Annotated in this window: 27 protein-coding genes; 2 read left to right on the plus strand and 25 right to left on the minus strand. The window is 40.7% G+C overall.

Features of this window, described 5'->3' with window-relative positions; translation table 11 throughout:
* Nucleotides 1–167: 167 nt before the first annotated feature.
* From spoIVA to NST57_RS11155, 8 genes are all read right to left on the minus strand, one after another.
* Nucleotides 168–1,646, minus strand: a complete 1,479-nt coding sequence (spoIVA, locus tag NST57_RS11120) for a stage IV sporulation protein A (protein ID WP_341298566.1) — start codon at nt 1,644–1,646, stop codon at nt 168–170.
* A gap of 205 nt (nt 1,647–1,851) precedes the next feature.
* Nucleotides 1,852–2,577, minus strand: a complete 726-nt coding sequence (locus NST57_RS11125) for a hypothetical protein (protein ID WP_142155382.1) — start codon at nt 2,575–2,577, stop codon at nt 1,852–1,854.
* 18 nt (nt 2,578–2,595) lie between these two features.
* The gene (locus tag NST57_RS11130; protein WP_008344530.1) at nt 2,596–2,799 is read right to left on the minus strand and encodes a DUF2768 domain-containing protein; all 204 of its coding nucleotides are present in this window, start codon (nt 2,797–2,799) and stop codon (nt 2,596–2,598) included.
* A 266-nt stretch (nt 2,800–3,065) separates the two neighbouring features.
* Complete coding sequence (locus NST57_RS11135; RefSeq protein ID WP_142155383.1) at nt 3,066–4,103, minus strand: NAD(P)H-dependent glycerol-3-phosphate dehydrogenase; 1,038 nt, start codon at nt 4,101–4,103, stop codon at nt 3,066–3,068.
* 14 nt (nt 4,104–4,117) lie between these two features.
* A complete protein-coding gene (gene der / locus NST57_RS11140) occupies nt 4,118–5,428 on the minus strand; it encodes a ribosome biogenesis GTPase Der (protein WP_039963975.1) in 1,311 nt (436 codons plus the stop codon).
* Nucleotides 5,429–5,589: 161 nt separating this feature from the next.
* On the minus strand, nt 5,590–5,784 hold the full coding sequence (locus tag NST57_RS11145) for a capping complex subunit for YIEGIA (RefSeq protein ID WP_008344527.1): 195 nt from the start codon (nt 5,782–5,784) through the stop codon (nt 5,590–5,592).
* A 6-nt stretch (nt 5,785–5,790) separates the two neighbouring features.
* Complete coding sequence (locus tag NST57_RS11150; RefSeq protein WP_142155384.1) at nt 5,791–6,675, minus strand: YIEGIA domain-containing protein; 885 nt, start codon at nt 6,673–6,675, stop codon at nt 5,791–5,793.
* The gene (locus tag NST57_RS11155; RefSeq protein WP_341298567.1) at nt 6,672–7,274 is read right to left on the minus strand and encodes a YphA family membrane protein; all 603 of its coding nucleotides are present in this window, start codon (nt 7,272–7,274) and stop codon (nt 6,672–6,674) included. Before NST57_RS11155 ends, NST57_RS11150 begins: the two co-directional genes overlap by 4 nt.
* Nucleotides 7,275–7,392: 118 nt before the next feature.
* Here NST57_RS11155 and NST57_RS11160 point away from each other — a divergent pair, with 118 nt between their 5' ends.
* Nucleotides 7,393–7,524 carry a YpzI family protein gene (locus NST57_RS11160; RefSeq protein WP_008344525.1) on the plus strand — a complete coding sequence of 44 codons (132 nt, stop codon included), beginning with the start codon at nt 7,393–7,395 and terminating at the stop codon, nt 7,522–7,524.
* Nucleotides 7,525–7,699: 175 nt separating this feature from the next.
* On the opposite strand, the gene fni is transcribed toward NST57_RS11160, so the two are convergent.
* The 17 genes from fni to NST57_RS11245 form a co-directional block, all read right to left on the minus strand.
* Nucleotides 7,700–8,767, minus strand: a complete 1,068-nt coding sequence (fni, locus tag NST57_RS11165) for a type 2 isopentenyl-diphosphate Delta-isomerase (RefSeq protein ID WP_142155385.1) — start codon at nt 8,765–8,767, stop codon at nt 7,700–7,702.
* 14 nt (nt 8,768–8,781) lie between these two features.
* Nucleotides 8,782–9,933, minus strand: coding sequence for a 30S ribosomal protein S1 (rpsA, locus tag NST57_RS11170; RefSeq protein WP_142155386.1), 1,152 nt, complete (start codon nt 9,931–9,933; stop codon nt 8,782–8,784).
* A 223-nt stretch (nt 9,934–10,156) separates the two neighbouring features.
* Nucleotides 10,157–10,834: a (d)CMP kinase gene (gene cmk, locus NST57_RS11175; RefSeq protein ID WP_142155387.1), complete on the minus strand. Its 678-nt coding sequence runs from the start codon at nt 10,832–10,834 to the stop codon at nt 10,157–10,159.
* 71 nt (nt 10,835–10,905) lie between these two features.
* Nucleotides 10,906–11,088, minus strand: a complete 183-nt coding sequence (locus NST57_RS11180) for a DUF5359 family protein (protein ID WP_142155388.1) — start codon at nt 11,086–11,088, stop codon at nt 10,906–10,908.
* Nucleotides 11,089–11,151: 63 nt separating this feature from the next.
* Nucleotides 11,152–11,799 (minus strand): flagellar brake domain-containing protein, encoded by a 648-nt coding sequence (locus tag NST57_RS11185; protein ID WP_142155389.1) that lies wholly within the window; start codon nt 11,797–11,799, stop codon nt 11,152–11,154.
* Nucleotides 11,800–11,901: 102 nt separating this feature from the next.
* Nucleotides 11,902–13,251, minus strand: coding sequence for a germination protein YpeB (gene ypeB, locus NST57_RS11190; protein ID WP_341298568.1), 1,350 nt, complete (start codon nt 13,249–13,251; stop codon nt 11,902–11,904).
* A 16-nt stretch (nt 13,252–13,267) separates the two neighbouring features.
* Complete coding sequence (gene sleB, locus NST57_RS11195; protein ID WP_445818820.1) at nt 13,268–14,107, minus strand: spore cortex-lytic enzyme; 840 nt, start codon at nt 14,105–14,107, stop codon at nt 13,268–13,270.
* Between the two features lie 201 nt (nt 14,108–14,308).
* Entirely contained in the window at nt 14,309–14,965 is a 657-nt protein-coding gene (gene prsW, locus NST57_RS11200) for a glutamic-type intramembrane protease PrsW (protein WP_142155392.1), read from the minus strand.
* A 155-nt stretch (nt 14,966–15,120) separates the two neighbouring features.
* Nucleotides 15,121–16,092 (minus strand): YpdA family putative bacillithiol disulfide reductase, encoded by a 972-nt coding sequence (locus NST57_RS11205; protein WP_017367512.1) that lies wholly within the window; start codon nt 16,090–16,092, stop codon nt 15,121–15,123.
* 124 nt (nt 16,093–16,216) lie between these two features.
* Nucleotides 16,217–17,491, minus strand: coding sequence for a Glu/Leu/Phe/Val family dehydrogenase (locus NST57_RS11210; RefSeq protein ID WP_007500982.1), 1,275 nt, complete (start codon nt 17,489–17,491; stop codon nt 16,217–16,219).
* Between the two features lie 196 nt (nt 17,492–17,687).
* On the minus strand, nt 17,688–18,266 hold the full coding sequence (locus NST57_RS11215) for a genetic competence negative regulator (RefSeq protein WP_007500984.1): 579 nt from the start codon (nt 18,264–18,266) through the stop codon (nt 17,688–17,690).
* A 164-nt stretch (nt 18,267–18,430) separates the two neighbouring features.
* Complete coding sequence (locus tag NST57_RS11220) at nt 18,431–19,219, minus strand: metallophosphoesterase (RefSeq protein WP_142155394.1); 789 nt, start codon at nt 19,217–19,219, stop codon at nt 18,431–18,433.
* 87 nt (nt 19,220–19,306) lie between these two features.
* Nucleotides 19,307–19,759 carry a DUF2663 family protein gene (locus NST57_RS11225; protein WP_007500988.1) on the minus strand — a complete coding sequence of 151 codons (453 nt, stop codon included), beginning with the start codon at nt 19,757–19,759 and terminating at the stop codon, nt 19,307–19,309.
* A gap of 64 nt (nt 19,760–19,823) precedes the next feature.
* On the minus strand, nt 19,824–20,588 hold the full coding sequence (locus NST57_RS11230; protein WP_142155395.1) for a LysM peptidoglycan-binding domain-containing protein: 765 nt from the start codon (nt 20,586–20,588) through the stop codon (nt 19,824–19,826).
* Entirely contained in the window at nt 20,533–21,174 is a 642-nt protein-coding gene (locus NST57_RS11235; protein WP_142155396.1) for a CPBP family glutamic-type intramembrane protease, read from the minus strand. The genes NST57_RS11230 and NST57_RS11235 overlap by 56 nt, the downstream gene beginning before the upstream one ends.
* Nucleotides 21,171–22,679, minus strand: a complete 1,509-nt coding sequence (locus tag NST57_RS11240; RefSeq protein WP_142155397.1) for a RecQ family ATP-dependent DNA helicase — start codon at nt 22,677–22,679, stop codon at nt 21,171–21,173. Before NST57_RS11240 ends, NST57_RS11235 begins: the two co-directional genes overlap by 4 nt.
* Complete coding sequence (locus NST57_RS11245; RefSeq protein ID WP_142155398.1) at nt 22,672–23,724, minus strand: helix-turn-helix domain-containing protein; 1,053 nt, start codon at nt 23,722–23,724, stop codon at nt 22,672–22,674. Before NST57_RS11245 ends, NST57_RS11240 begins: the two co-directional genes overlap by 8 nt.
* Nucleotides 23,725–23,992: 268 nt before the next feature.
* Between NST57_RS11245 and NST57_RS11250 the strand changes: the two genes are divergently transcribed.
* A complete protein-coding gene (locus NST57_RS11250; protein ID WP_008344492.1) occupies nt 23,993–24,241 on the plus strand; it encodes a ferredoxin in 249 nt (82 codons plus the stop codon).
* Nucleotides 24,242–24,245: the final 4 nt, after the last annotated feature.

The following is a 24,245-nucleotide window of genomic DNA, read 5'->3' on the forward strand; positions in this document are numbered from 1 at the left end:
ATCAAGCATTTTAAAGGGAAGAATCCTTATTCGTCAAGGATTAAGGGCACTTTTGCGAACGAATATTCCTAATTTCAGCCTGAATCTGACTAATCTTTATACAATTGTCTTTTTATGACTTAACCCGCACGCAAAAAAAGACCCCCATCAATGAGAGGTCCCACATCCTATAGAATAATCGCGATCAGACCACCTGATCCTTCGTTAATAATTCGTTCAAGCGTTTCCTTTAGTTTATACCTTGCATTTTCCGGCATTAGCGAGAGTTTTGCTTGAATGCCTTCTCTGACAAGCGAGCTGAGTGAGCGTCCAAATATATCGGAATTCCAGATAGAAAGTGGATCATCTTCAAAGTCTTGCATTAAGTATCTGACAAGCTCTTCACTTTGTTTTTCTGTTCCGATAATCGGCGCAAACTCACTTTCTACATCTACCTTAATCATATGAATAGAAGGCGCGACTGCTTTTAATCTGACGCCGAATCTTGATCCTTGCCTAATAATTTCCGGCTCATCTAAACTCATGTCTGACAAAGCTGGTGCCGCAATTCCGTAACCAGTCTGCTTCACCATTTTCAAAGCGTCAGACACTTGATCATACTCTGTTTTCGCATGTGCAAAATCTTGCATTAGCTCAAGAAGGTGATCTTTGCCCCTAATTTCCACACCAACCACTTCTTTTAGGATATGATCATATAGATCATCCGGCGCATACAGATCAATTTCTGCGATCCCCTGACCCATTTCAATGCCTGCTAAGCCCGCTCTTTCGATAAAATCGAATTCACTGAATTGACCTACCACTCGGTCAACATCTCTTAATCTCTTAATATCCTTGACGGTTTCTTTCACTGAATTCTGATAACTCTCTCTTAGCCAATGATCTTCTTTTAGTACCATGACCCAGCTTGGCAGGTTCACATTCACCTCAAGCACTGGGAATTCATATAATGCTTCACGAAGTACACTGAGGACGTCTTGTTCTCTCATACTTTCGACACTCATCGCGAGTACAGGAATATCATATTTTTGACTAAGCTCCTGCCGCAGTGCTTCTGTTTCAGGGTGATAAGGTCTCACAGAGTTGATCACCATAATAAACGGCTTTCCAACTTCTTTGAGTTCGTCAATGACACGTTCTTCTGATTCAATATAGTCATGTCTTGGGATTTCTCCAATTGATCCATCTGTTGTAATCACAACACCAATCGTTGAATGCTCTTGAATGACCTTGCGTGTACCAATTTCCGCTGCTTCATGAAACGGGATAGGTTCTTCATACCACGGCGTATTAATCATTCTCGGACCATTTTCATCTTCATACCCGCGTGCACCAGGCACGGTGTAGCCTACACAATCGACAAGCCTAATGTTGACATCCAGGCCGTCGCTCACGTGAATGGATGCCGCTTGATTTGGCACAAATTTTGGTTCTGTGGTCATAATGGTTTTTCCTGCTGCGCTTTGCGGCAATTCATCCTGTGCTCTTGCACGGTCTGCCTCATTATTGATATTCGGGAGCACCACGAGCTCCATAAACTTTTTAATAAACGTAGATTTCCCTGTACGAACAGCTCCAACGACTCCTAAATATATATCGCCTCCTGTTCGTTCAGCGATATCCTTGAAAATATCGACTTTTTCCAAGTGATCCCCTCCCGGACTTGCTATCCTCGTTTTCAAATAAAATACTCTATACTTCAATCAAACGGTGCTTGAAAGGTGTCAGGACAATATATGTGTATGACGTTGTCCTATTTGAATATGACACCTTTTTTGTTTTGAGAGTATGTTTAGCCATAAAAAAACCTTTCTCCTCATTTATATGCAGAGGAGAAAGGTTCATTCTTGTTTATGACGTCTTTTTTTCTAAAAAAGCCGGGTCACCTTTTTTGTTGATCGTATATGGAACAGAAAACGCTGGTACAAACGGGGTTTCCTGCCAATAGACATCTTGAATATTTTCACCTGGTTTCAGCTTTTGTTTCGTATTTTTCAAAATCTGGGCAAAATCACTGCGATAGTCAACATAGATTTCGCCATTTGAGGAAATCAGTAATGGAAGGGATTCACCCGTGACAGGGCTCGTCACTGTAGGCGGTGCTTTTAACCCTAGTTTTTTTTCATCTAACGTATATAAATCTTTGGATACTACTTTGCCATATGGCGGATATGTATGTTCATCTTGATATATTTTGATCCTTAGACGTAATTCACTGATCGTTTGTGTCATTTTGACATCAAGCAGTTTCACCGTTGGGTTTTGTTCGACGTCTGTGAGGACATAGATATATTCGCCTCCGCCTTCAAAAGATGTCGACGGTACATCGTGTAAATATCTTGGTGACAGACGCTTAAAGTCAATGACATACTTCTGATAAATAGGTGTGTCGCCTTCTTTTGTTTCAATGGGCAAAAGGCCATTTGTCGCTTTTTGAAAATCTTCAATCGCGGTCTGCACACTTTGCAGCTGCTCTTTATATGGCACGCGGTTTTCAGCTTTGCGATTCTCTGGATATAGGCACCCCGTAAGTAAAATAAGTGTTAACAGCATGACACTGATTTTTGCTTTGATCATCACATTCTTCCTTTTTCTTTATTCATTGACCGGCCCGCTAAATACAACTAAAAACACAATGATACCTGATATGAGCATCAAGCTGTACGCAACAGTCGAGGCTGTTATTTTCAGAAATCGGCTCTTCAGCTTAAACCTACTAAGATAAATGGTTACAACGGCTAAAAACATGAGCCCCATTGAACCAAGCGCAAACCACATCTTGATTAAAGCAAAACTCATCGTGCCTGTCCCCCTTTAATACAAACGAATTGTAAGCGTTTATATTTCATTCTAAACCAAAATTAAGTAAAATATCAATCATTTTTCCAATCATTCAGAAAAAAGTGCATAAAAAAACTGAAGCAAAGAGGGGGACTCTGCTTCAGTCATTAGGTCGACTATTTTTCCTCATTCTGTAGAGGCAAAGCTCTATTCAAACTTCATTGTTATGTTATGCAAGTCTTCCCCTTCTTGCATCCTCTACACGCCTAAGTTCAGTCTTCCAATTACTTTGTTTGGTTTTCGAACATGTTCACAAGGTCTTCCATCTCATGTGTTTTGACACGTGCCATCAATGACTCTACAGCATCGTCTACCTTTTTCCCTTCAAACAGGACGTGGTAAAGCGCTTCTGTAATTGGCATGCTGACCTTATATTCTTTAGCAAGCTGGTATGCGCCTTTTGTTGTGCGGACGCCTTCTACCACCATGCCCATTTTTTCAAGTACTTCTTCAAGTTTATATCCTTTACCAAGTAAATTCCCGCAACGCCAGTTACGTGAATGAACACTTGTACATGTGACAATCAAATCTCCAACACCTGTTAACCCGGCAAACGTAAGAGGATTTCCTCCCATTTTTGTGCCGAGGCGGGCGATTTCAGCAAGACCTCTTGTGATGAGCGCTGCTTTCGCATTATCGCCATATCCGAGTCCGTCTGTGATTCCTGCCGCAAGAGCGATGATGTTTTTCAGCGCCCCGCCAATTTCCACACCAATCACATCAGGGTTTGTGTACACTCTGAAGTTGTTGTTCATAAACAAATCTTGAACAAATTGAGCCGCTTCAATATGTTCTGATGAAACTGTAACAGTTGTCGGATGACGCAGACCCACTTCTTCAGCGTGGCTTGGTCCTGACAGGACAACAACTGCTTCTCTTTTTGCTTCTGGGACTTCTTGTTCAATCATTTGAGAAATTCTAAGAAGTGTGTCTGGTTCAATCCCTTTACTGACATGAACAAATGGCACCTTTGACGAAACAAACTCATTTGCCTGCTTCAATACTTCTCGAATGGCCTTTGTTGGCACAGCAACAATAATCGCATCTGTCCCTTCTAGTGCCTGTTTCATATCTGTTGTCGCTTGAATAGACGCTGGTAATGCAACATTAGGCAAGTAATCATGATTTTCATGTTTCTCATTGATTTGATCAATCAATTCTTGTCTATGTCCCCACATGTGTACATCATGATGATTATCAGCTAATACAAGCGCAAGAGCTGTTCCCCAGCTCCCTGCTCCAAGTACTGAAATTTTCTTCATCCTGCTCACCCTTTTTATTTTCTCGCTCTCGCAAATATTTTAATTGGTGTTCCTTCAAAACCAAATGCATCTCGAATTCGGTTTTCTAGGAAACGCTCATAAGAAAAGTGCATAAGTTCTGGATCGTTTACAAACACAACAAAGGACGGCGGTTTGATCGCCACTTGTGTTGCATAGTAAATTTTCAGACGCTGTCCGTTATGGGTCGGCGTTGGGTTCATTGCTACGGCATCCATGATAATATCGTTTAGTATATTCGTTTGAACGCGCATCGCATGATTTTCACTAGCGGTAATAATAGTTGGCATTAACGTGTGAATTCTCTTTTTCGTAAGAGCTGACATGAATAAGACAGGTGCATAATCAAGGAATTGAAAATGATCGCGAATGTTTTGCTCAAATTCCTTCATTGTACGCTCGTCTTTTTCAACAGCATCCCACTTGTTCACAATGATCACAACGGCTTTACCCGCTTCGTGTGCGTAGCCGGCAATACGTTTATCCTGTTCAATAATGCCTTCTTCACCATCAAGAACAACAGCGACAACATCCGATCGATCAATGGCTTTCAACGCACGAAGTACACTGTATTTCTCTGTTGTTTCATATACTTTCCCTTTTTTTCTCATACCTGCTGTGTCGACAATGACAAAGTCACGTTGGTTATACGTAAACATTGTATCTACAGCATCTCTTGTCGTACCAGCGATGTTGCTGACAATGACACGTTCTTCACCGAGCATCGCATTCACCAAAGAGGATTTTCCTACATTTGGGCGGCCGATTAAGCAGAACTGTACCACTTCTTCATCATACTGTGTATCTGGTAAGTTTTTGAAATGCTCTGCGACAGCATCAAGCAGATCACCTAGACCGAGACCGTGCGTTCCAGAAATCGGATACGGTTCTCCGAATCCAAGAGCATAAAAGTCATACACGTCGCTTCTCATTTCAGGGTTGTCCAATTTATTGACAGCCAGTACGACAGGTTTTTTCGTGCGATATAAAATTTTTGCGACTTCTTCATCCGCAGATGTGACGCCATCTCTTCCATTGACCATAAAGATAATAACATCTGCTTCATCCATTGCGATTTCAGCCTGATGGCGAATTTGCGCCAAAAACGGCTCATCTCCAATATCTATTCCACCAGTATCTATTAAATTAAAGTCATAATTTAACCATTCAGCAGAGCTATAGATTCGATCTCTTGTTACACCAGGTGTATCTTCTACAATCGATATTCTTTCGCCTGCGATTCGATTAAAAATTGTAGATTTTCCAACGTTGGGCCTTCCAACAATGGCTACGACAGGTTTACCCATAGTACCCTTCCTTTCAATCCAGCCGCGATTCAATATGTTCATCATCATGTTTCAACCGGGATTTAAAATTTTCATTCAGTTTGTTATGAAATAAACCCTTCAAACATGAAGGGTTCAACTTATATATTATATCAATTTTTAATCAGACCACAATGAATAACTTAAAAATGTTTGACGATCAAGTAAAGATCTTCTCCAATCCCGTGGGCAATTCCGTCTAGAATGGCCTCTAAATTCATGGCATACATGTCGAGTTCTTCTTTGTTTTCACAGAAAAAAACCGCTGTTCCTCCAATGACTCGTTCTTTATTTGTCGTGGCCACAGCTAATATAAACTGTTCAATGGTGTTCGCCATTTATCCTTACCTCACTTTCTTTTTAATGAAATCTGTCGGCATTCTAATGGCATTTTCTAATATCGGTACTTCTTCTAGTACACGTACAGCCAAATCTTCACGTTTCCATTGCGGTAAAATGAATACGCCAAGTGTGCCGTTATTCAGATCACGTTTTGCAAGCGGACAAAGTGATGGTTCACCAGAATCTCGGTATACACCAAGCACGTTGGATAAATCAAATAAGATAGCTTGCCGCTGGCCAAGGTTTGCGATGGTTGTGGCTGAATTAAAATTCTTTGGAGTCAAGATGAACCCCATCCCATGCTCTAAAATCAATTTTTGCTTTTCAGGTAGTCCGATATTCATAATGTAAATATCATTTACGTAAAGTCCTGCTCCGTCAAAGCGAAGTTCCCCTTTTTGAATATTCACGATATCCTTTAATTGGCTCCCTGACATTAATAGTTTTGCCATGAAAAAACAAAGAATACCGACCACTGTCCCAACGACGAGCGAGAAGAAAATACAGGCGGTTGTTGTAATAAGGGCAGTAAGAATGGCAATATAATTTCGACTTTCAAAGGCGATCGCAATGCCTTCGATATATGTACTGCCTCGTGAGACAAGCTCATACGAATCCATTTGGGTCAATGTATTTCTTTCCATATTACGCACATCACGAAATTGCGTGGCTGCAAGCGTCAGAAAGGTAATTGCAGTGAATTCTTCCTGGATCAGTGCAGGCATAATAATAGCACCAAGCCCTGATGCGATAAAACCCAGCGCAATGTGAATCACTTGTCCATGAATATATGTCGGATATTGCCGATAATCAGTTCTTAGCATATAAAGCCTAGCCGCCATCCCAAAGATGACACCAATAATCACAGGAAACGTGTAATCCGTCATGTTGATTTTGCAGCCCCTTTTACTGGTTTTCTAGATGAACGGGTATTCAAGAGTTTTTCAAGCTGACCTACACCTAATAGAAAGACAGCTCCTTGAACAGCCATGGAAAGAAACGAGAGATCTCCTATGACAATGGAAGATGTGAGGCGATGAATCGTAAGTGCATAAAGGGCTTCCCCCAGACATATAGCCATCATCCATAAAGTGATCCGTTCCGTTAACTGATGCCCATATGTTAAACACATCAAGATCAGCAAGGCAAATACAACCCAGTCCACCTTTATTATCGTGAACCAAACTGGATCATATAATGCAAAAATCATAAAAAAGGCATATGCACTAACCATGGAACCTAATTGCATGATTCTCATGATTCGATGAGCAGGCCGAAAGATCACAAACGACATACAAGCATATAAAAAAGTCATCAAAAAGCCTGCATTGATCCTCATGTCTAAAATAGAAACCATGACATGACTGCATATAATATGAATGAGAACACATACGCCAAGCACATTGCGCCACGTGCTTTTCTCCATGATAAACGTCACCATAATCCAAACGAACCATATTGCCCAATAATAGTACAATGCCTCCAACCCTCATCACCTCAATAACATTATGGGAAAATCCCCAGTTTTTAAACGTATGAGAAGGTGCGAGATTTGCATGAAATAAACAAGAGGTGACACCCTAATAGTTGAGGAGGGATGTATGATGGGTAAGGATAGACAAGAAAAACGCCTAAAGGCATCAAGAAGAGTTGAATCTGACCGTGATCAATCCATTCATCACAAAGGGGCAACAACTTTAGAAGGCCCGGAAGACGCTCGCAAAAGAAATCAATAAAAAAAGACATGTGATCATCACATATCTCAGCGTGTAGACAAACCCTCGCATTCGATGTCAGTCCTGCGCGCTGGTGCTCACGAATGTCAAATTCGCTCCGCAAAAGTAGCTGTCTTTCCTAGACTGCAAAGGTTTTCTTTCACGCTGAAAAGAAGACAAAGGGCTAAAATTTCATTTAGTCCTTTGTCTTCTTATTTCTTAAACTATAGTACGTAGTATCCACGCCTCTTTCTTTCAGCCAATGACTTGTTTCCCCTGTAAGCACAATCGGAGCTTGCCGTAGCTCCTCAATTGTCTTCATGCCAAGTACTGTCATCAACATCTTCACATCATCTTGTAGATCAATGATATCAGAGATGAGGCCCTTTTCTCCTCCACTCGTCAGGGATTTTAAGAAAAAGCCGGCTAATCCAGCGGCAGACGCACCAAGAGCAATTGATTTTGTCACATCAAGTGCATCTTGAATGCCTCCAGAAGCTAGGACGGTTTGATCTGGAAAGGCTGTATGTACTTCAGCCAGACTCGCTGCAGTTGGAATTCCCCACTGGTCAAAATAGCGAAGTGCTTTTTGACGGCGCAGGTTCTCGATTTTAGAAAAATTCGTTCCCCCAAATCCGCCTACATCAACAGCAGCAACTCCAGCATCAAATAATTTCTTTGCTGTTTCTTTACTCATCCCAAATCCAACTTCTTTGACAACAACAGGCACCTCAATTGATTCAGTAATGGCTGCGATCCGCTCAACAGCACCTCTGAAATCACGATCTCCTTCAGGCATGACGATCTCTTGAATCACGTTTAAATGAATTTGGAGCATGTTTGCCCCCAGCATGTCAACGGCGTCCCGTGCTTGCTGAATTGTCGCCTCACTGCCTAAATTGGCAAAAACGAGTCCATCCGGATTCACCTTTCGAACCACTTCATACGTACGACGTTCGTCTGCATCTTTCAGTGCAGCCATTTGTGATCCGACTGCTACTGGAATATTGGTTTCCTTCGCTGCAATAGATAAAGAGCGATTAATCTCATAGGTCGATTCTCCGCCTCCACCAGTCATTGCATTGATAAAAATTGGCGAACCGAAAGTCAGTCCGCCAATTGTCGTATGTGTATCAATTTGTGATGTCGCAAGATCTGGTAAACTGGCGTGAACGAAGGAAACATCTTGTAAACCTGTTGCTGCATGCTGGCCAGTCGACAAAGCATGCTCAATATGCTGTTTCTTTCTTTCTGCTCGCGTCAATTTTGATCACCAAATTATTTTAGTTTATTGAGTTTATCACCAATCAGGTCACCAAGCTGGAATCCGCTTGTATTTTCTTCTTTCGCCTGATATTGACGGTAATCCTCTTCGATTTGTTTTTCAGGATTCTCTTCTAATTCACGAATGCTAAGTGAAATGCGCTCTTCATCTTCATTTACATCAAGCACTTTCACTTTCACAGTCTGCCCTTCTTCAAGGACTTCTTGAGGAGTACCAATATGTTTGTGTGAAATTTGGGAGATATGCACAAGTCCTTCTACACCTGGCAGAATTTCAACAAATGCTCCAAAGCTCACAAGACGTTGGACAGTTCCTTCAAGAACATCACCTTGTTTTACCTTTTCACCAATTTGGCTCCAAGGCCCTGGTAATGTTTCTTTAATAGATAGTGAGATACGTTCGTTATCGCGGTCAACAGCAAGAACTTTGACTTTCACTTCCTGTCCTTCTTCAACAACGTCAGATGGCTTTTCGACATGCGCATGGGATAGTTGAGAAATGTGAACTAATCCATCAATACCGCCAATGTCAACAAATGCACCAAAGTCAGTCAGGCGCTGCACTTTTCCATCAATCACACTGCCTACTTCAAGCTTTTGCAGGAAGTCTTGCTTTTTGTCTAATTGCTCTTGCTCAACGACTGCACGATGCGATAGAATCACGCGATTTTTTTCGCGGTCAAGCTCTACGACAACAAGCGAGAGTGTTTTTCCTTTGTAGTCAGTGAAGTCTTCTACATAGTGTGCCTCAACAAGAGACGCAGGAATAAATCCGCGAACACCAATGTCGACCACTAGACCACCTTTGACAACGTCTTTTACTTCAGCTTCAAATACTTCTTTTGTTTCAAACTTTTTCTCTAGGTCTTCCCAAGCGCGGTCTGCATCAACAGCACGTTTCGATAAAATCAAAGCATCGTCTTCGACCTTTGTTACTTTAAGCTCTAACTCGTCGCCATCTTTCACGACATCTGATGCTTTTTCAACGTGAAGACTTGATAATTCACTGATTGGGATGATCCCAGGTTGTTTCACATTGACGATATCTACATTGACATGCTTGTCCTCAACTTTAGAAACAATCCCTTTCACTACATCTCCAACCTCTGGTACCTGAACATCGATTTGATTCATTTCCTCTGTCATTTCGATAACCTCCTTGGTCCAAACCTACACAGCTTAGTTAAAACGACTGGGTGAATATGTGTCCTTAGCATGATGATTGCCAGCCGAATATGTATTATAGAAACATTCAAATCAACAGAATTGCTTGAATGATCAATAAAAATAGTATTAGTATAAACTTCTAATAAAAGACCTTGTTTGTCAAGAGATAAACCTCTAACTTATAAAAGTTTTCTAAAATTTCTTACTGTTTTTCTACACGCTCTGCTGCATCTAAAATTTTACCTGCAACCTCTTGAATAGAAAGAGAAGTCGTGTCAATTTCAATGGCGTCATCTGCTTTCTTCAGCGGTGATACTTCCCGCTCAGAATCAAGCTTGTCACGTCTTGCAATCTCTTCGATCAGCTGATCGTAATTGACATCATAGCCTTTTTTCTGATTTTCTTCAAAACGACGTTTTGCTCTTTCCTCTACTGACGCAAGTAAGAAAATTTTCACTTCTGCATCTGGAAGAACATGCGTGCCGATGTCTCTTCCATCCATGACGACACCGCCTCGGTTCCCCAGCTCTTGCTGCCTGCGGACCATTTCTTCCCTGACAGCTCTATGCTTTGCAACAACAGAGACTTGATTGCTCACGCGGTCTGTTCTGATGTCTTCTGTGACATCAATCGTGTCTAGATGTACTTTTTGACCTACGTCAGTTGACACAAGTTCAATGACTGTCTTTTTCAATAACGCATCAAGTGCCTGTTCGTCTTCAAGGTCTACGCCTTGATTGAGTGCCGCAAGTGTAATTGCGCGGTACATCGCACCTGTATCGATATAAATATATGATTTTTTCGCTGCGACAATTTTTGCCACAGTACTTTTTCCTGCTGCAGCAGGACCGTCAATTGCGATAGATAATTTCTTTTTCATAATACCTCTCCTTGATTGAATCTCCCTTATGAATTGTAACACGATCACCGCTCAAACGGGGGAATTTTCTATCAATCCTTTTGCTTAAACGTCTCAATCCAATCTTCAATGCTCATGTTATTCACACCCTCGTATTGTACGACTTTTGACAAAAATAGTTCGCCTTTTGTCAAGTGAAGGGTGACCTGAACCGCTAATAACAAAATAAGCTGAATGAGGGCTGCTTTGAACAGCCATCTTTCCATTGTTTTCATACAAAAAGCCTCCAACGCTAGATTCTTTCTCTCTAGTATGGAAGCTTTTGACAACCTTTATTCTTATACTTTTTTCACACGTGTTAAAAGCTGCTGCTGGAAGCAGTACTTCATAATGTGCTGCTGGTGGTCGTTTGTGATTTCAGTAAATTCCATGATCGCTCTTGTTTTTCCCGTCTGTTCATCTTGATAAACACGATTCATTTCTGCAATCGCTTTAATTTTCACTGGTTCTTTAAGTGAAAGTTCAAACTCTGTGACGACCTCGCCATATTCTTTTAGTGAGACACCTTCTGGAACAGCAATTGCTACACCGCCAGCACTCATATTGACGATAAATGTGTCGAAGGTTTCTTCACCATTTTGCGTAATGGTCGCTTTCACCATCGTATCCACTCGAAGATATTCTCTTCGCTGAAGCCGTATCATTTCTTCTTTTGGCGGAATCGAAACGACAATCATCGGAATATCTTCTTTTCTTTTCCCAATGACTTTGCTTGTACATTTGTATGGAATTTGATTTTCATCGAAAAAGAAGACGGTGATTTCTGTTTCTTGATTTAAATAGATCGTGCGCCCCGTTTCTTTATCAGCTGGATAATTAATGCAAATATCATCGTTATTATTTTCCAAAACTTTCGATTTTGCAGTTTTCACTTCTTTGTTCTCATTGACATACTCAATTGTGATTGCATCCCCTATTTGTAACATTCCTCATCACTCTTTTCATCTGTGAAATGGTATCCTCTCCTATATTAAACCATGTATAAAACAAAAGGAAAAGGCTTATTCGCCTTTTCCTCATTTCCCTTTTTATAGGTCTTTATATATAGGTTCTGCGTTTTTTAGTTTATCTACTCTTTCTTCTTTTCCAGTATCTGCATTAATGAACATGCGGTACGTGTCGTTTTTAATGGTTCCTAAAAACTCATAGCAGAGAACTTCCTCTGACATATCATTTTGAACAAGAGCTACATGTGTATCCTCGATCTTCACATGTTTATTTAAAGTCTTTTCAGCTTCTTTTTGAGAAATTTTTGGTGCTTTCATGTCACGTTTTCTATGATTCATTAAATAGTCTTTCGCTGAGAATCCCACAACCTCTCCATCATCTAAAGCGACTTTCATTCGAATACTATCTGGATAAAGCAATACGTTATTCTGTAAAGGAACATAGGTAAATACGCCGATATTATCAAATTGCGCACTCTCATCTAAATGAAACGATTTAGTATCGAATCCATGCTTCTTTAAGAAACTTAGTGCTTTTTCTGAGGCATCATTTAAACTGATTTTTTGTTTGTTCACTTCACGGTTCTGAAGGAGATAGACAGGATGGCCTCCTTTTTCAGTCAAGTCTATATAAAAATTTGCCCGGCTATCTGGGTCAGACATTGACAGACTGTAGACATCACGGTTCGTTTTACTCCCACTTTTTCTCACCTTAAAATCTTGGTTATGGTCAGGTGCAAATTGCTGGGCGATGCGGATCGCTTCTTTTTTTGAAATCTTTTGGCCTTTTAAATGATTGTAACCTTGCGTTTCTGATTCAGTTGACACATTTGTAGGGCCAAGATCAACATCTGCAAACGCATCAGCATTCCTCTCAACGGTTTTTAATCCGTCAATGATGGTGTTGTCGTTTTTACGATCTCCATCAGCCAGTGCCATTTCAACATCCATCCATTTTAAATTTTTGTTGAGTACGAGATGCTGCACTTGTCTAAGCTCGTTTTGAATATCTGCCGCTTGATCATATAAAGTGGTAATGGTTTTGTGTGTATCTTTGTTTAATGGTTCATCTGATAAAGATTTAAGTGACGATTTGTAGCTAAAGTCACCGACATTCGCTAGAAACTCTTCTGTTTTGTTAAAAGGCATCAATGTGAGCGGAAGCTGGCTGACATTGTTATGTGCTTCTGATGACATTCTCCATACATCTGCCAGTGCTGGAGAGATAGATGTTTGGCTGTTCATCGCAAGTGTTGCGCCGAGTTTATCGTGCAGCTGATCAACTTGATACGTTAGATCATGGAAGGCTCTTTGATAGTTGTTCTCTGCATGAAGCAGCACCGCATCTTTTTCTTGGTGCTCCTTATAGCCCCAATATCCTGTTGAGATGACAGCAATTCCTAAAATAGCAATCAATATTCCTCTGATCATTTATTTACACCTCTTTTTATTCACAGAAAATATGTTTCCCGATTCGTTTAATTTGTGGTCTTCCCCAAATCCATGGGCTTGTCGCTGTATCAGGATTAAAGTAATAAACGGCGCTTTCAGATGGGTCCCAGCCATTAATAGCATCAAATACTGCCTTTTTAGCGGTTTCATTTGGCGCCATATAAAATTGTCCATCTGCTACAGCGGTAAACGCAAGTGGTTCAAAAATGACACCTGCAATTGTGTTTGGAAAGGTCGGGTTGTTTAAACGGTTTAAGATAACGGCTGCGATCGCCACCTGCCCTTCATAAGGTTCACCTCTCGCTTCACTATAAACAGCTTGTGAAAGAAGCTGAATGTCATTGCTTGAAAAACCACCTGGCATGTTGGCTGCCGTTTGTTTCGGCGTTTGATTTGCTTGACCATTTCCTGACTGGTTTCCAGACTTCTTAGACGAGCTGTTTCCTCCACTTTGACTTTTTTGATTCTCTTTTGCACCTTGTGCCGTCTTTCTTTGCGCAGGAGCCTTTGTTTGCTGATCAAGAGGTTTCCCGCCATAATGCGTAAACTGATTCCCTTTTTGCAACTGCTGCTGCACAAACTCTTTGTAGTATTTCGTCTTTTGAACTAATAGGCTTTTTGTTTTCTCCCCTACGAGACCATCGACTTTCTGTACACCAAACTGGCTTTGAAAATTGCGCACGGCCCAGTAAGTTCCCCAGCCATACACCCCGTCTATTTTTCCATTGTAAAAACCATTGTATTGGAGCCTTGCCTGGAGCTCGACGACATCTTCTCCTGTAGCTCCCCGCTGAATCACTTGATTCGTGAAAGCTTCACTTTTTTCAGCTGTCATCAATGAAGACGCGAGCAGAACAATTGAGAAGATAAGGACGATTTGTTTCATGAAACGAGCTTTGTCCATATTTGATCCTCCTGTACTTTTGATGTTTGAATATATGTTTCTTCCGATCCCTATTTTTATACATTCACCACAGGAGGGAATTGGATGGAAAAGACAAAAAACGCCCTAAAGACGTATAGGACGTTTTCCAATTTAAATTTGTACCATCTTTACCGCACGGGCTTTTTTTGCTTTCCGCAGACCAAACCACCATAAAAAAATCATGAACGGTAACATAATATATCCCCAATTTTTCATGCCGAGAAGAATGAAATCATATAAGCCATGAAAAAGGATAGGAAGTATTAAAGAGAGAATCAGCCATTTTCGCTGTTCTTTTTTATGAGAGAAGCGGGCTTTACCTATATAAAACCCCATCACCACACCAAATAAAGCGTGGCTTGATACAGGCAGCAAGGCACGTGTAAACGCGTACTCTACCCCATGACCAACTAAGTACAGAATATTTTCAAGTGTCGCAAATCCAAGCGAGACACTTGTTCCATAGACAATCCCGTCATAGTGTTCATCAAACTGTACGTGCGCATAGACACTGACCATTAAAATAAACCACTTTAATGATTCTTCTAAAAAACCCGATGTCACAAATGAAATCACGATAGGATTCGTGGCGATATTTTCCTCTTGGAGGACATACTGAATAAACATGGTTGGAAACACAAGTATGACACCTAGCATAAAAGATCTGATGACCATATGAACCGGCTCATTGTCGTATTGATCTTTCAAATAAAAATAACTTAAAAGTGCGATGCCGGGAGCTAAACCTGCTGAAATGATTGCGATCATAATCAGACCTCTTTCCCTACATTATCCTTTATTATCGTACCACGAATCACCCCTTTTTTATATGACTCGAGCCCATTTTCCCAAAAATAATCTTCTATATAATCCCAATTTACATAAAAAAGAACTGAATCCCTTAGAAGGACCCAGTTCTTTTTTTACCCGTTGATTCTTTTGTTGATTTCTTCTGCAATCAACCCGCCATGAAATCTTCCATTTTCAATGAAAATTTCGTTGGCGTTGTTACCAGCTGCAATGACCCCTGCAATGAAAATACCTTCTACATTTGTTTCCATTGTTTGTTCATCAAATGCTGGGCGGCCTGATTCTGGATCGATAGTTACACCCATTTTTTCTAAAAATGAATGATCAGGATGATAACCTGTCATCGCAAACACATAATCACTTTTCACTCGATCCGTTTGGCCCTGCTGGTTTGTAAAGACAACATCCTGTTCTGTGATTTCCTTCACCTCTGCACCAAACTCCATTCGAATGGTGCCATTTCGAACAAGCGCTTCAAACTCTGGTAAAATCCAAGGTTTGATGCTGGATGAATATTCAGTTCCTCTATATAAAACCGTCACCCTACTTCCGCATTTCACAAGTTCCAGGGCAGCATCAACACTAGAGTTCTTCCCGCCGATCACCGTCACATCTTTATCAAAGTAGGGGTGTCCTTCTTTAAAATAATGATACACATGAGGAAGGTCTTCCCCTTTTACATTCATATAGTTAGGATGATCATAGTAGCCAGTCGCAATCACAACATAGTCACATGTATAGTCGTCTTTTGATGTATTTACCGTAAAACGGCCATCTTTTTTCGTCACAGCGTTTACCTTTTCAAAAGCATTCACACGAAGGCTTTTTCGCCTGACCACCTCTCGGTAATAGGAAAGCGCCTGAATACGAACGGGTTTCCGATTTTCAGTGATAAAAGCGACATCACCGATCTCAAGCTTTTCACTTGTACTGAAGAAGGTTTGGTGTGTAGGGTAATGATAAATACTATTGACCACATTGCCCTTTTCAATCACAAGTGCATCAATACCAATTTGCTTGAATGCAATGGCAGCTGATAGACCGCACGGGCCGCCTCCTATTATGATCGCTTTTTCTTGTTTCATTTGTTCCACTCCTGTCGTTTCACTGCAATAACAATTGCTCGGCTGTTTCATTCTTTGCATGATTCCATAAAAAAATCTCCTATTTAAGGATAGGAGATTTTAAGGCGCGATGCAAATAAGCCGCTTAAATCCAGCCTCTGAATCGAGAAGCTTCAGCCATTTTACGTACACCGACCATATATGCTGCTAGTCGCATATCAATACGGCGGTTTTGCGCCATTTCATAAATATTATTAAATGATTTCACCATCATATCTTCTAAACGAGTTTCCACTTCTTCTTCTGTCCAGTAGAACCCTTGGTTATTCTGAACCCATTCAAAGTAAGAAACAGTCACTCCACCCGCACTTGCAAGGACGTCTGGAACAAGCAGTACACCACGATCTGAAAGAATTTTTGTCCCTTCCAATGTCGTTGGTCCATTTGCTGCTTCTACGACAATTTTGGCTTTAATGTTCGCCGCATTATCTTCTGTAATTTGGTTTTCAATGGCTGCAGGTACTAAGATATCACAATCTAGCTCAAGCAGCTCTTGGTTTGTAATTGTATCATTAAATAATTTAGTGACGGTTCCAAAGCTGTCACGTCGGTCAAGCAAGTAGTCAATATCTAGACCATCTTCATCATACAAACCGCCGTAAGCATCAGAAATTCCTACGATTTTCGCTCCGGCATCATACATAAATTTAGCCAAGTAACTTCCTGCATTTCCGAATCCTTGAACGACAACACGAGCCCCATTGATGTCAATTCCTTTTTTCTTCGCCGCTTCTTTGATACAGATCGTTACACCTTTTGCAGTTGCAGTATCACGTCCATGTGAGCCTCCAAGAACAATTGGTTTTCCTGTAATAAATCCTGGCGAGTTAAATTCATCAATTCTAGAATACTCATCCATCATCCATGCCATGATTTGAGAGTTTGTAAACACATCTGGTGCTGGAACATCTTTTGTTGGTCCAACGATTTGGCTAATTGCGCGAACATAGCCGCGGCTTAGTTTTTCAAGCTCCCTAAATGACATTTCTCTTGGATCACAGATAATACCGCCTTTTCCTCCGCCATAAGGAAGATCCACAATACCACATTTTAAACTCATCCAAATTGAAAGCGCTTTTACTTCTTTTTCAGTAACGTTCGGGTGGAATCGTATTCCGCCTTTTGTTGGACCGACAGCATCATTATGCTGCGCACGATAACCAGTGAAAATTTTCACCGATCCATCATCCATACGTACTGGAATTTTGACCGTTAATAGGCGAATTGGCTCCTTCAGCAATTCATACACTTCTTGCGGATAGCCCAATTTATCAAGCGCTTTATGTATGACGGTTTGAGTTGACTTTAAAACATCTAGCTTATCTTCTGCGTTATGAGCGGCGTTTTGATCGGCTGCCATTAAAATAAACCCCCTAGAAATCTTTCATGATCTACTGCTCCCTTTCAAGCAATAGTATACACCTTCGTACTGGTAAAGCAAAGGTAAAAAGCGTTTTTTATCAAAATAAAATATCAGCGTTTATAAATATAAAAATGGATATAAAAAAATACTGTTGTTTCATCACAACAGTATTAAATATAATAGAAAAAAGTGATTAAAAATACAGTTGAATCGTTTTCACTGCATCTTCCTGCATGATCACTTTTCCGTATTCTTTTAACCGGTGAATGGTTAATGTCGTCGGTGAACCGAACTCCGCTAAAATCGAAATGACCGTATCTGCAGACAGTTCTTCGAAATCATCTAGGCTGAGAAAATATTGACCTTCATAATGGTAAACTGTACCCCCTAAAAGTCCAATACGACTTAAACTATGGGACAGTTGAATCACATCTTCAAACGAGGCAAATTGATAGAGCACATGCTTGCTCTCGTCGAGCTTGACTTGCATCTCAATGTAATCTTCATCAAACTCATCATCAGCATCTTCCTGCTGACTCTTTGTCACAATGACGACCATCCCCTGCGCCTGAAGAGAAAATACTTCAACAGCAATCGGTCCATTCGCTTCAAAACCGAGCTCCTGATTCGCTTCGTTCATCATGTCTTTAAACAGCTGATGAACTTTGAACGAATCTTTCCAAAGGTCTTCTTTCGTAAGACCTCGGTCTGTCAGATCATCTAGTGTGAGAAAAATTTTGATTTTATTATAATTCAGACGCTCTAGCCGCATAACGTTCCCTCCTGCCTCTTCTAACACACATCATACTGTAGTATATGAGATGATGAGTCATAGGTTCTTAATTTTGTATTCAGTTTACACTGTGTCAAGACGGAAGACAAGCATGAAGCTATGCTTACGGTGACTTTTATGGAAAATATTGATGGAGCATCAACTTAGCGCGTTTTTAGCGGCATTAAATAGATCAGATGGGTTTCTGGTTCTGCTCCAAGACGCATCGGAATCTTTGTTGTTCCATAGCCATTACTAATCAGAAAGAAAGCACCTTTGACTTGGCCAGTTCTCCCTTTTTCATACGGTCCAAATTTCCCAATGCGAATTTGACCCCCGTGGGTATGACCGCTCAGAACAAGATCAATTCCCTCTTCTTCACTCATCAAGTGATGCACATCTGGGTTGTGTGATAAAAGGATATTCACATCTTCTTTAGCAAACTCCGGCCGGATCGCTTCATAATCTGCTTTTTCAAGCCTTATATCATCAATTCCACCTATTTTAATGGGCTGTCCTTCAAAATCCCAAACAGCCGTCTCATTTTGCAATGTCGTCACCTGATAGGTATGGAGGATGTCTTTGAGTTTTTGCTGATGCAGCTCATGGTCATTATTCCCCCACACAAAATACACCGGGGCAATCCTTGCTAAACGTTTCACATTTTCTTCGACTCTGGCATAAGGGACTCCCTTTTCAGCTAAGTCCCCGCCGATCATAATGACATCCGGCTGCTGCTCTTCCACTTCCGCTAATAAAGTATCGCTAATCAGACGGCGATGTGTATCAGAAATAAAGAAAATGACAGCAGGTCGATCTGACTGAAGTCCTTCTATTGTAAAGTAATGCTTTTTGATGTTGTTTTGTTTTGCCGTTTTCACCATTTTCGCTGTTACACACACACCTGTTGTCACAGCTGCTATGGCAGCAGTAAATCCGATGGCATATTTCATTATGAATGACTCCCTTGTATCAGCTTTCTTTTATAGGACGCTTGAATGAAAAAAGACGTTTCAACTGTTTAAACGTCTTTTGCTCATTTATTTACTTTCATAATAGAGGTTGATGTCATATTGCGTCTGCATGAAGTGGAAAACGGCCTCGCGCTCTTTCCACTGATTTGATTGAGGCCATAAATCTGTGCTTTTCTGTATAATTTCACATCTGAGCTTATGATATTCATCCTCAGCCTTTTCTTCTTTTTTCTTATAATAATACGATGCGTAAAAAGCAAACACTTCAGCCATGATCCAAAACAGAAACACCTCATGGCCAAGCAATGTGGCAATCATCGCTTCTGGCTGCAGGGAGCCCCCACTGTTAGCTGTTATCACAAAATAAAACAGAAGAATCGCAAGTGATAAAAGGGCTGTCCATTGCCACCTTTTGCATTGTTTTGCAAACCCCTCGTATTTGCGCTTCCTTTTGATCAATGTTTCAATCATTTTCTGTGTCGGCTGATCCATATAGCGGCTGATTGCGTGCAATGTCATCACATACACCCTTGTCCCTTTTTTCTACATATGTATGTGCTTTTTCATTCATTCATGTCAAATATTAATTTTCTAATGGGATATTCAATACTTGTCCGCTGTACACGCTATTTCCTTTTAAATGATTGTAAGCTCGAATTTTCTCTTCCCCTGATCGGTTTTGATAATACTTCATGGAAATTCGATACAAGTTTTCCTCTGGCCCAACAGTATGCTGCACGACACGAACAGGCTTTTCTTCCTGCTTCTTCTTCTCTTCTGCTTCTTTTCGCTTTTTCTCTTCCTGCTGTTTTTGAAGAGCGAGCTGCTGCTGCTTACGCTTTTTTGCAGCTTCGGCCTTTTCACGCTCAGCCTTCTCTTTAGCTGCTTGTTCTTTTTTCTTTTGCTCTGCTTTTTCTTTTGAACGCTGCTTTTCTTTATCAGCATCTTTCTTTTTCTTCTCGTCATCAGATGCATCCGCTTTGTCAGCGCTTGAATCATTTTTTGTTTCAACAAGTGCTGACGGGACTGGGTCTGTGTCAGCACTCGATGTTTTATCAATATATACACCTTGATTGTTATTATGGTTAATTTCCTTTGATGTGTAATAAATCAACAGGAAGAAAACCGTGACGACAATAATAGGAAAGATAATAGCCAGTGTCGTAAACAATGGATTACGAACCTTTTTGGTTCGCTGTTTTTTATATTCATGAAAATCTTCTCGTGTAGGAAAATGAGAGTCATCTGAAGGATGCACTTTTTCTTCTTCAAGATTTTCCTCTACATCATCATCATGGATGTTTGTCAGTTGCTGCTTTTTTCTCTTCATTCTCGACATTTCTTCCATGTTCATCCCTCCCCCAATATTTAAAACGAATTTGACATGCAAAGACTAAGTCAATGACAAAGTGTGTCATGACAGGAACGAATAAATTTCCTGTCCACTCGTATAAAAGTCCTAAAAAAATACTAATAGAAACCACAAGGATAAACAAGAGTATTTTTGACAAGTAGCGAAAGTGAAGAAGTGCAAACACGATGCTTGCAATCTCCAGTCCGAATTGTTGCTGAACGATCCCGCGAAATAAAATCTCTTCTGAAAAGGCAATGAGCAGCGTTAACCAAACAATATGCGGGATGCTGCGGTTTTTGAACATTTTTTCATTTAATCCGCCATCATCATACATATGAGCCGGAAACACCTTCATGACAATAGCGTCGACAATAATCACAAGCAAAGCGCCGCCAATTCCATAAGTTAGGATACGCATATCATGGATCTGCCATAGAGCTGTAAAATCAGTCCAATGATCAAACATAAACATCCCTAGTAAAAAAGAGACAATCAGCATGAGCAGCTGTGTGAAATACAACTGTTCCACTACTTGTCGATCGGTTAATTTTTCAATAATACGGCGATGTTGTTCAATCAATGCTGCGCCTCTTTTGTCAGGTGAAACAGACGATCCAGCTCGGTCTTCCAGTGTTTCATTTCATTCAGCTCCAATGGTTGATCTTTTTTTTCGTAATCAGACAGGTCAAGTCCGCATGAAGAACAGCAGTTCCCAAAGGAAGCGTCCTCCGTTAGATCAAGCTGCTCATCAAAGTATGATAACAGAGATTGCCTAAAGCAGCGTTGGCCAGTGATATGCTCTTTAAACTGCCACACTTTTTTTAGCTTTTCTGTTTGCCTATCCTGCAGCTTTTCTTTCAGCTTCTTCATGAGCAAACGGGGCTGTTCAGTTTGGTACATCATGTAATAATGTGAGAGCATTCGCGCGCGCGTCTCCTGAAGCCCTGCTTCCATCAATTGTTCACGTAATTTCTTTTCATCATTGATCGGCACTTGTGATAATCGGGCTAAGAAAAAATCAATTTCCGGGTCATCAAAACCTTCTGCTTGAATCAAATGACTTTGAATATCCGCATCCTCTTCTGTATATAAAAGAACGCTCACACTTTTTTTCCCGTCCCGTCCAGCTCTTCCAATTTCCTGCATAAATGCTTCAATTGACTGAGGCGGACTCATATGAATCACAAAGCGTATATTCGCTTTATCAATTCCCATTCCAAAAGCACTTGTACAGCAAATGAGATCAATTTGACCGCTGATAAATTGCTGCTGGATCAGCATGCGGTCCCCTGACTCCATTCCGCCATGATAAAACTCTACACGTTGATGCGTTTTTTGTTTCACCAAACGTGAAATATCTTCTGTCATTTGCCGGGTCGGACAATAAATCAGTCCAGGCACTTGAAGGGTTTCCACAAGCTCAAGTGCTCGTTTCTCTTTTGCTTCTTTTGTTTCATGTGCCTCTTTTAATAGTGCAATATTTGGCCGGTTGACTGAATGAATATGAACATCTGGATGCTCTAGCCGCAACGTTTGCACAGTATCTTTTAAGGTTTGTTTCGTCGCAGTTGCCGTTAGTGCTAAGGCGACAGGATTGCCGAGCACTTCTCTCCATTCCCCAAGCTTGGAGTATTCCGGGCGGAAATCATGTCCCCATTCAGATATACAGTGGGCTTCATCTACAACGAATAGCCCCACATGCATCGCTTTGAGCTGCTCTAACAATATCTCTGACATAAGCGCCTCAGGTGCGACAAATAAAAATTTATATGATGGCAGATGCCGAATAATATGTCTTCTTTCCTGAAAGGACAGTGTACTGTTAAGCGCAGCCACTCGTTTTTCACCGCGCATTTTCATGCGTTCCACTTGATCTTCCATGAGTGATAAAAGAGGCGAAATGATCAGCACTAACCCGTCTGTCAAATAGCCCGGAATTTGATAACAAAGTGACTTCCCGCCACCAGTAGGAAGCATGGCAACCGTATCTTTTTGTTGAAGTACACTTTGAATAATGTCCTCCTGGCCTGTTTTGAAGGCATCATAACCAAAGTATCGCATCAGTGTCTGATGAAGCTTATCCATTTGCTTTCACCATCCTTGTCAATGCCAAGCGTATTTGAAAATAAGTAAATGAATGCTCGAGACTTTCTTTAATCAGCTTCATCTTGTTGGTTTGGAGCTGACCGGCTACCTCATGTATCGCCTTTTGAGCTTCACTGCTGACATATGGTTCGATCGAGAAGCTCGGCTCATGTATTGAGAGCTCCACAATGTGATCTTCGATTGTCGCTTTTTTTAATGAACGAATGTGAGCAATCTGATCAATACTGAACCCTTTTTGTACAAGCTCAAGCGTTTTATGGGTAGAGGTGGTCAGCACACGTTTGAATTGAAGATCATCTATTATTCGCTCGATGATCGGTGCCTCACCTTTTTGCGCACATTGAATAAAATAATGGAGCACATTCCAAAAAAGCAGGTAAACATACCATACATCTTCTTTCATCCATTCCGCCATTTGCTGGTACGTCCGTCCGATTCTTTCATTGGAAGTCAATGAATAAACAAAAAGCAGTGCCTCTTGATCAGTTAAATGAGCAAGAAGTGTTTCAAGCTCATGATGGATATCTTCAGAAAGCTTTTTCTTCTGGTGATATTGCGAGAAAAAGGATTTCGTCCAGCTTTGAACCGATACATCTCTTTGAATCGGCACATATTGTTGTGACCCCGCTGCATGATGTGAAAGGACTTGCACAAGTAAAGACAGCCTCATCCATAACACCTTTGCTTTATCATGATACTTGGCACCATCAAAATAAACTGGCATTGGTTTTTCAGTGAAACACTGCCTTATCATACTTATTCCTGCATCTGTGGCAATGAATGTATCCCCTGTCTTTCTAATGAAGTGCTGCTCTTTTAGCCTTTGTACAGAGCGGTTCAGCTGATCCCTCGTAAAAGCTGGATAGCAGCCGAAGTAGCTAGAAAGCTGAAACAAACTTGCATCCTGTATCGTTTGTGATGATTTTTTTCCTTTAAAAAGATGGTAGACAGCACTAATGGAGCGTTCGCCGTTCAATTTATGTACGCTGTCCATCAACATGACATCCAAGTAATGAATCGTCATTGACCAAAGCACCTGTCTTCCTGACAAAATTCGAATATTTTCTCCCTTTATTTTAACAGATTTCATTGAAGAAGAAATGTTTAAACTCAATTAATGGGGGAAAGTTATGAACAAACCCTTATGTGATAAGCATTCTCAATCACTTTACAGTTGAAATGTGAATTTAAAATCATTACAATAAGGTTTGAGGAAATTGGTTTTTTATCGGTGAAACTAAAAAGGTTAAACCATTTGTTCCATCGAACAATCTGGGAGGTATTTTTTTAACATGGCAAAATATACAATTGTAGACAAAGACACATGTATTGCTTGCGGCGCATGCGGTGCAGCTGCTCCAGACATTTATGATTATGATGATGAAGGCATTGCATTTGTCACGCTTGATGACAATCAGGGGACTGTAGAAGTTCCAGAAGTACTTGAAGAAGATATGCTTGATGCATTTGAAGGTTGCCCAACTGACTCAATTAAAGTTGCGGACGAAACTTTCGATGGTGATCCACTTAAGCATGAATAGGATA

Origin of the sequence: Bacillus sp. FSL M8-0077 (assembly GCF_038050255.1) — a bacterium.
GTDB classification, from domain to species: Bacteria; Bacillota; Bacilli; order Bacillales; family Bacillaceae; genus Bacillus; species Bacillus altitudinis.

Coding starts and splice junctions, on each gene's coding strand:
- NST57_RS11125 (WP_142155382.1), bottom strand. CDS start 2,577: ATGATCAAAGCAAAAATCAGTGTCATGCTGTTAACACTTATTTTACTT.
- NST57_RS11130 (WP_008344530.1), bottom strand. CDS start 2,799: ATGAGTTTTGCTTTAATCAAGATGTGGTTTGCGCTTGGTTCAATGGGG.
- NST57_RS11135 (WP_142155383.1), bottom strand. CDS start 4,103: ATGAAGAAAATTTCAGTACTTGGAGCAGGGAGCTGGGGAACAGCTCTT.
- der (WP_039963975.1), bottom strand. CDS start 5,428: ATGGGTAAACCTGTCGTAGCCATTGTTGGAAGGCCCAACGTTGGAAAA.
- NST57_RS11145 (WP_008344527.1), bottom strand. CDS start 5,784: ATGGCGAACACCATTGAACAGTTTATATTAGCTGTGGCCACGACAAAT.
- NST57_RS11150 (WP_142155384.1), bottom strand. CDS start 6,675: ATGACGGATTACACGTTTCCTGTGATTATTGGTGTCATCTTTGGGATG.
- NST57_RS11160 (WP_008344525.1), top strand. CDS start 7,393: ATGGGTAAGGATAGACAAGAAAAACGCCTAAAGGCATCAAGAAGAGTT.
- rpsA (WP_142155386.1), bottom strand. CDS start 9,933: ATGACAGAGGAAATGAATCAAATCGATGTTCAGGTACCAGAGGTTGGA.
- cmk (WP_142155387.1), bottom strand. CDS start 10,834: ATGAAAAAGAAATTATCTATCGCAATTGACGGTCCTGCTGCAGCAGGA.
- NST57_RS11180 (WP_142155388.1), bottom strand. CDS start 11,088: ATGAAAACAATGGAAAGATGGCTGTTCAAAGCAGCCCTCATTCAGCTT.
- NST57_RS11185 (WP_142155389.1), bottom strand. CDS start 11,799: ATGTTACAAATAGGGGATGCAATCACAATTGAGTATGTCAATGAGAAC.
- ypeB (WP_341298568.1), bottom strand. CDS start 13,251: ATGATCAGAGGAATATTGATTGCTATTTTAGGAATTGCTGTCATCTCA.
- sleB (WP_445818820.1), bottom strand. CDS start 14,107: ATGACAGCTGAAAAAAGTGAAGCTTTCACGAATCAAGTGATTCAGCGG.
- prsW (WP_142155392.1), bottom strand. CDS start 14,965: ATGATCGCAATCATTTCAGCAGGTTTAGCTCCCGGCATCGCACTTTTA.
- NST57_RS11205 (WP_017367512.1), bottom strand. CDS start 16,092: ATGAAACAAGAAAAAGCGATCATAATAGGAGGCGGCCCGTGCGGTCTA.
- NST57_RS11210 (WP_007500982.1), bottom strand. CDS start 17,491: ATGGCAGCCGATCAAAACGCCGCTCATAACGCAGAAGATAAGCTAGAT.
- NST57_RS11215 (WP_007500984.1), bottom strand. CDS start 18,266: ATGCGGCTAGAGCGTCTGAATTATAATAAAATCAAAATTTTTCTCACA.
- NST57_RS11220 (WP_142155394.1), bottom strand. CDS start 19,219: ATGAAATATGCCATCGGATTTACTGCTGCCATAGCAGCTGTGACAACA.
- NST57_RS11225 (WP_007500988.1), bottom strand. CDS start 19,759: ATGACATTGCACGCAATCAGCCGCTATATGGATCAGCCGACACAGAAA.
- NST57_RS11230 (WP_142155395.1), bottom strand. CDS start 20,588: ATGGAAGAAATGTCGAGAATGAAGAGAAAAAAGCAGCAACTGACAAAC.
- NST57_RS11240 (WP_142155397.1), bottom strand. CDS start 22,679: ATGGATAAGCTTCATCAGACACTGATGCGATACTTTGGTTATGATGCC.
- NST57_RS11245 (WP_142155398.1), bottom strand. CDS start 23,724: ATGACGATTCATTACTTGGATGTCATGTTGATGGACAGCGTACATAAA.
- NST57_RS11250 (WP_008344492.1), top strand. CDS start 23,993: ATGGCAAAATATACAATTGTAGACAAAGACACATGTATTGCTTGCGGC.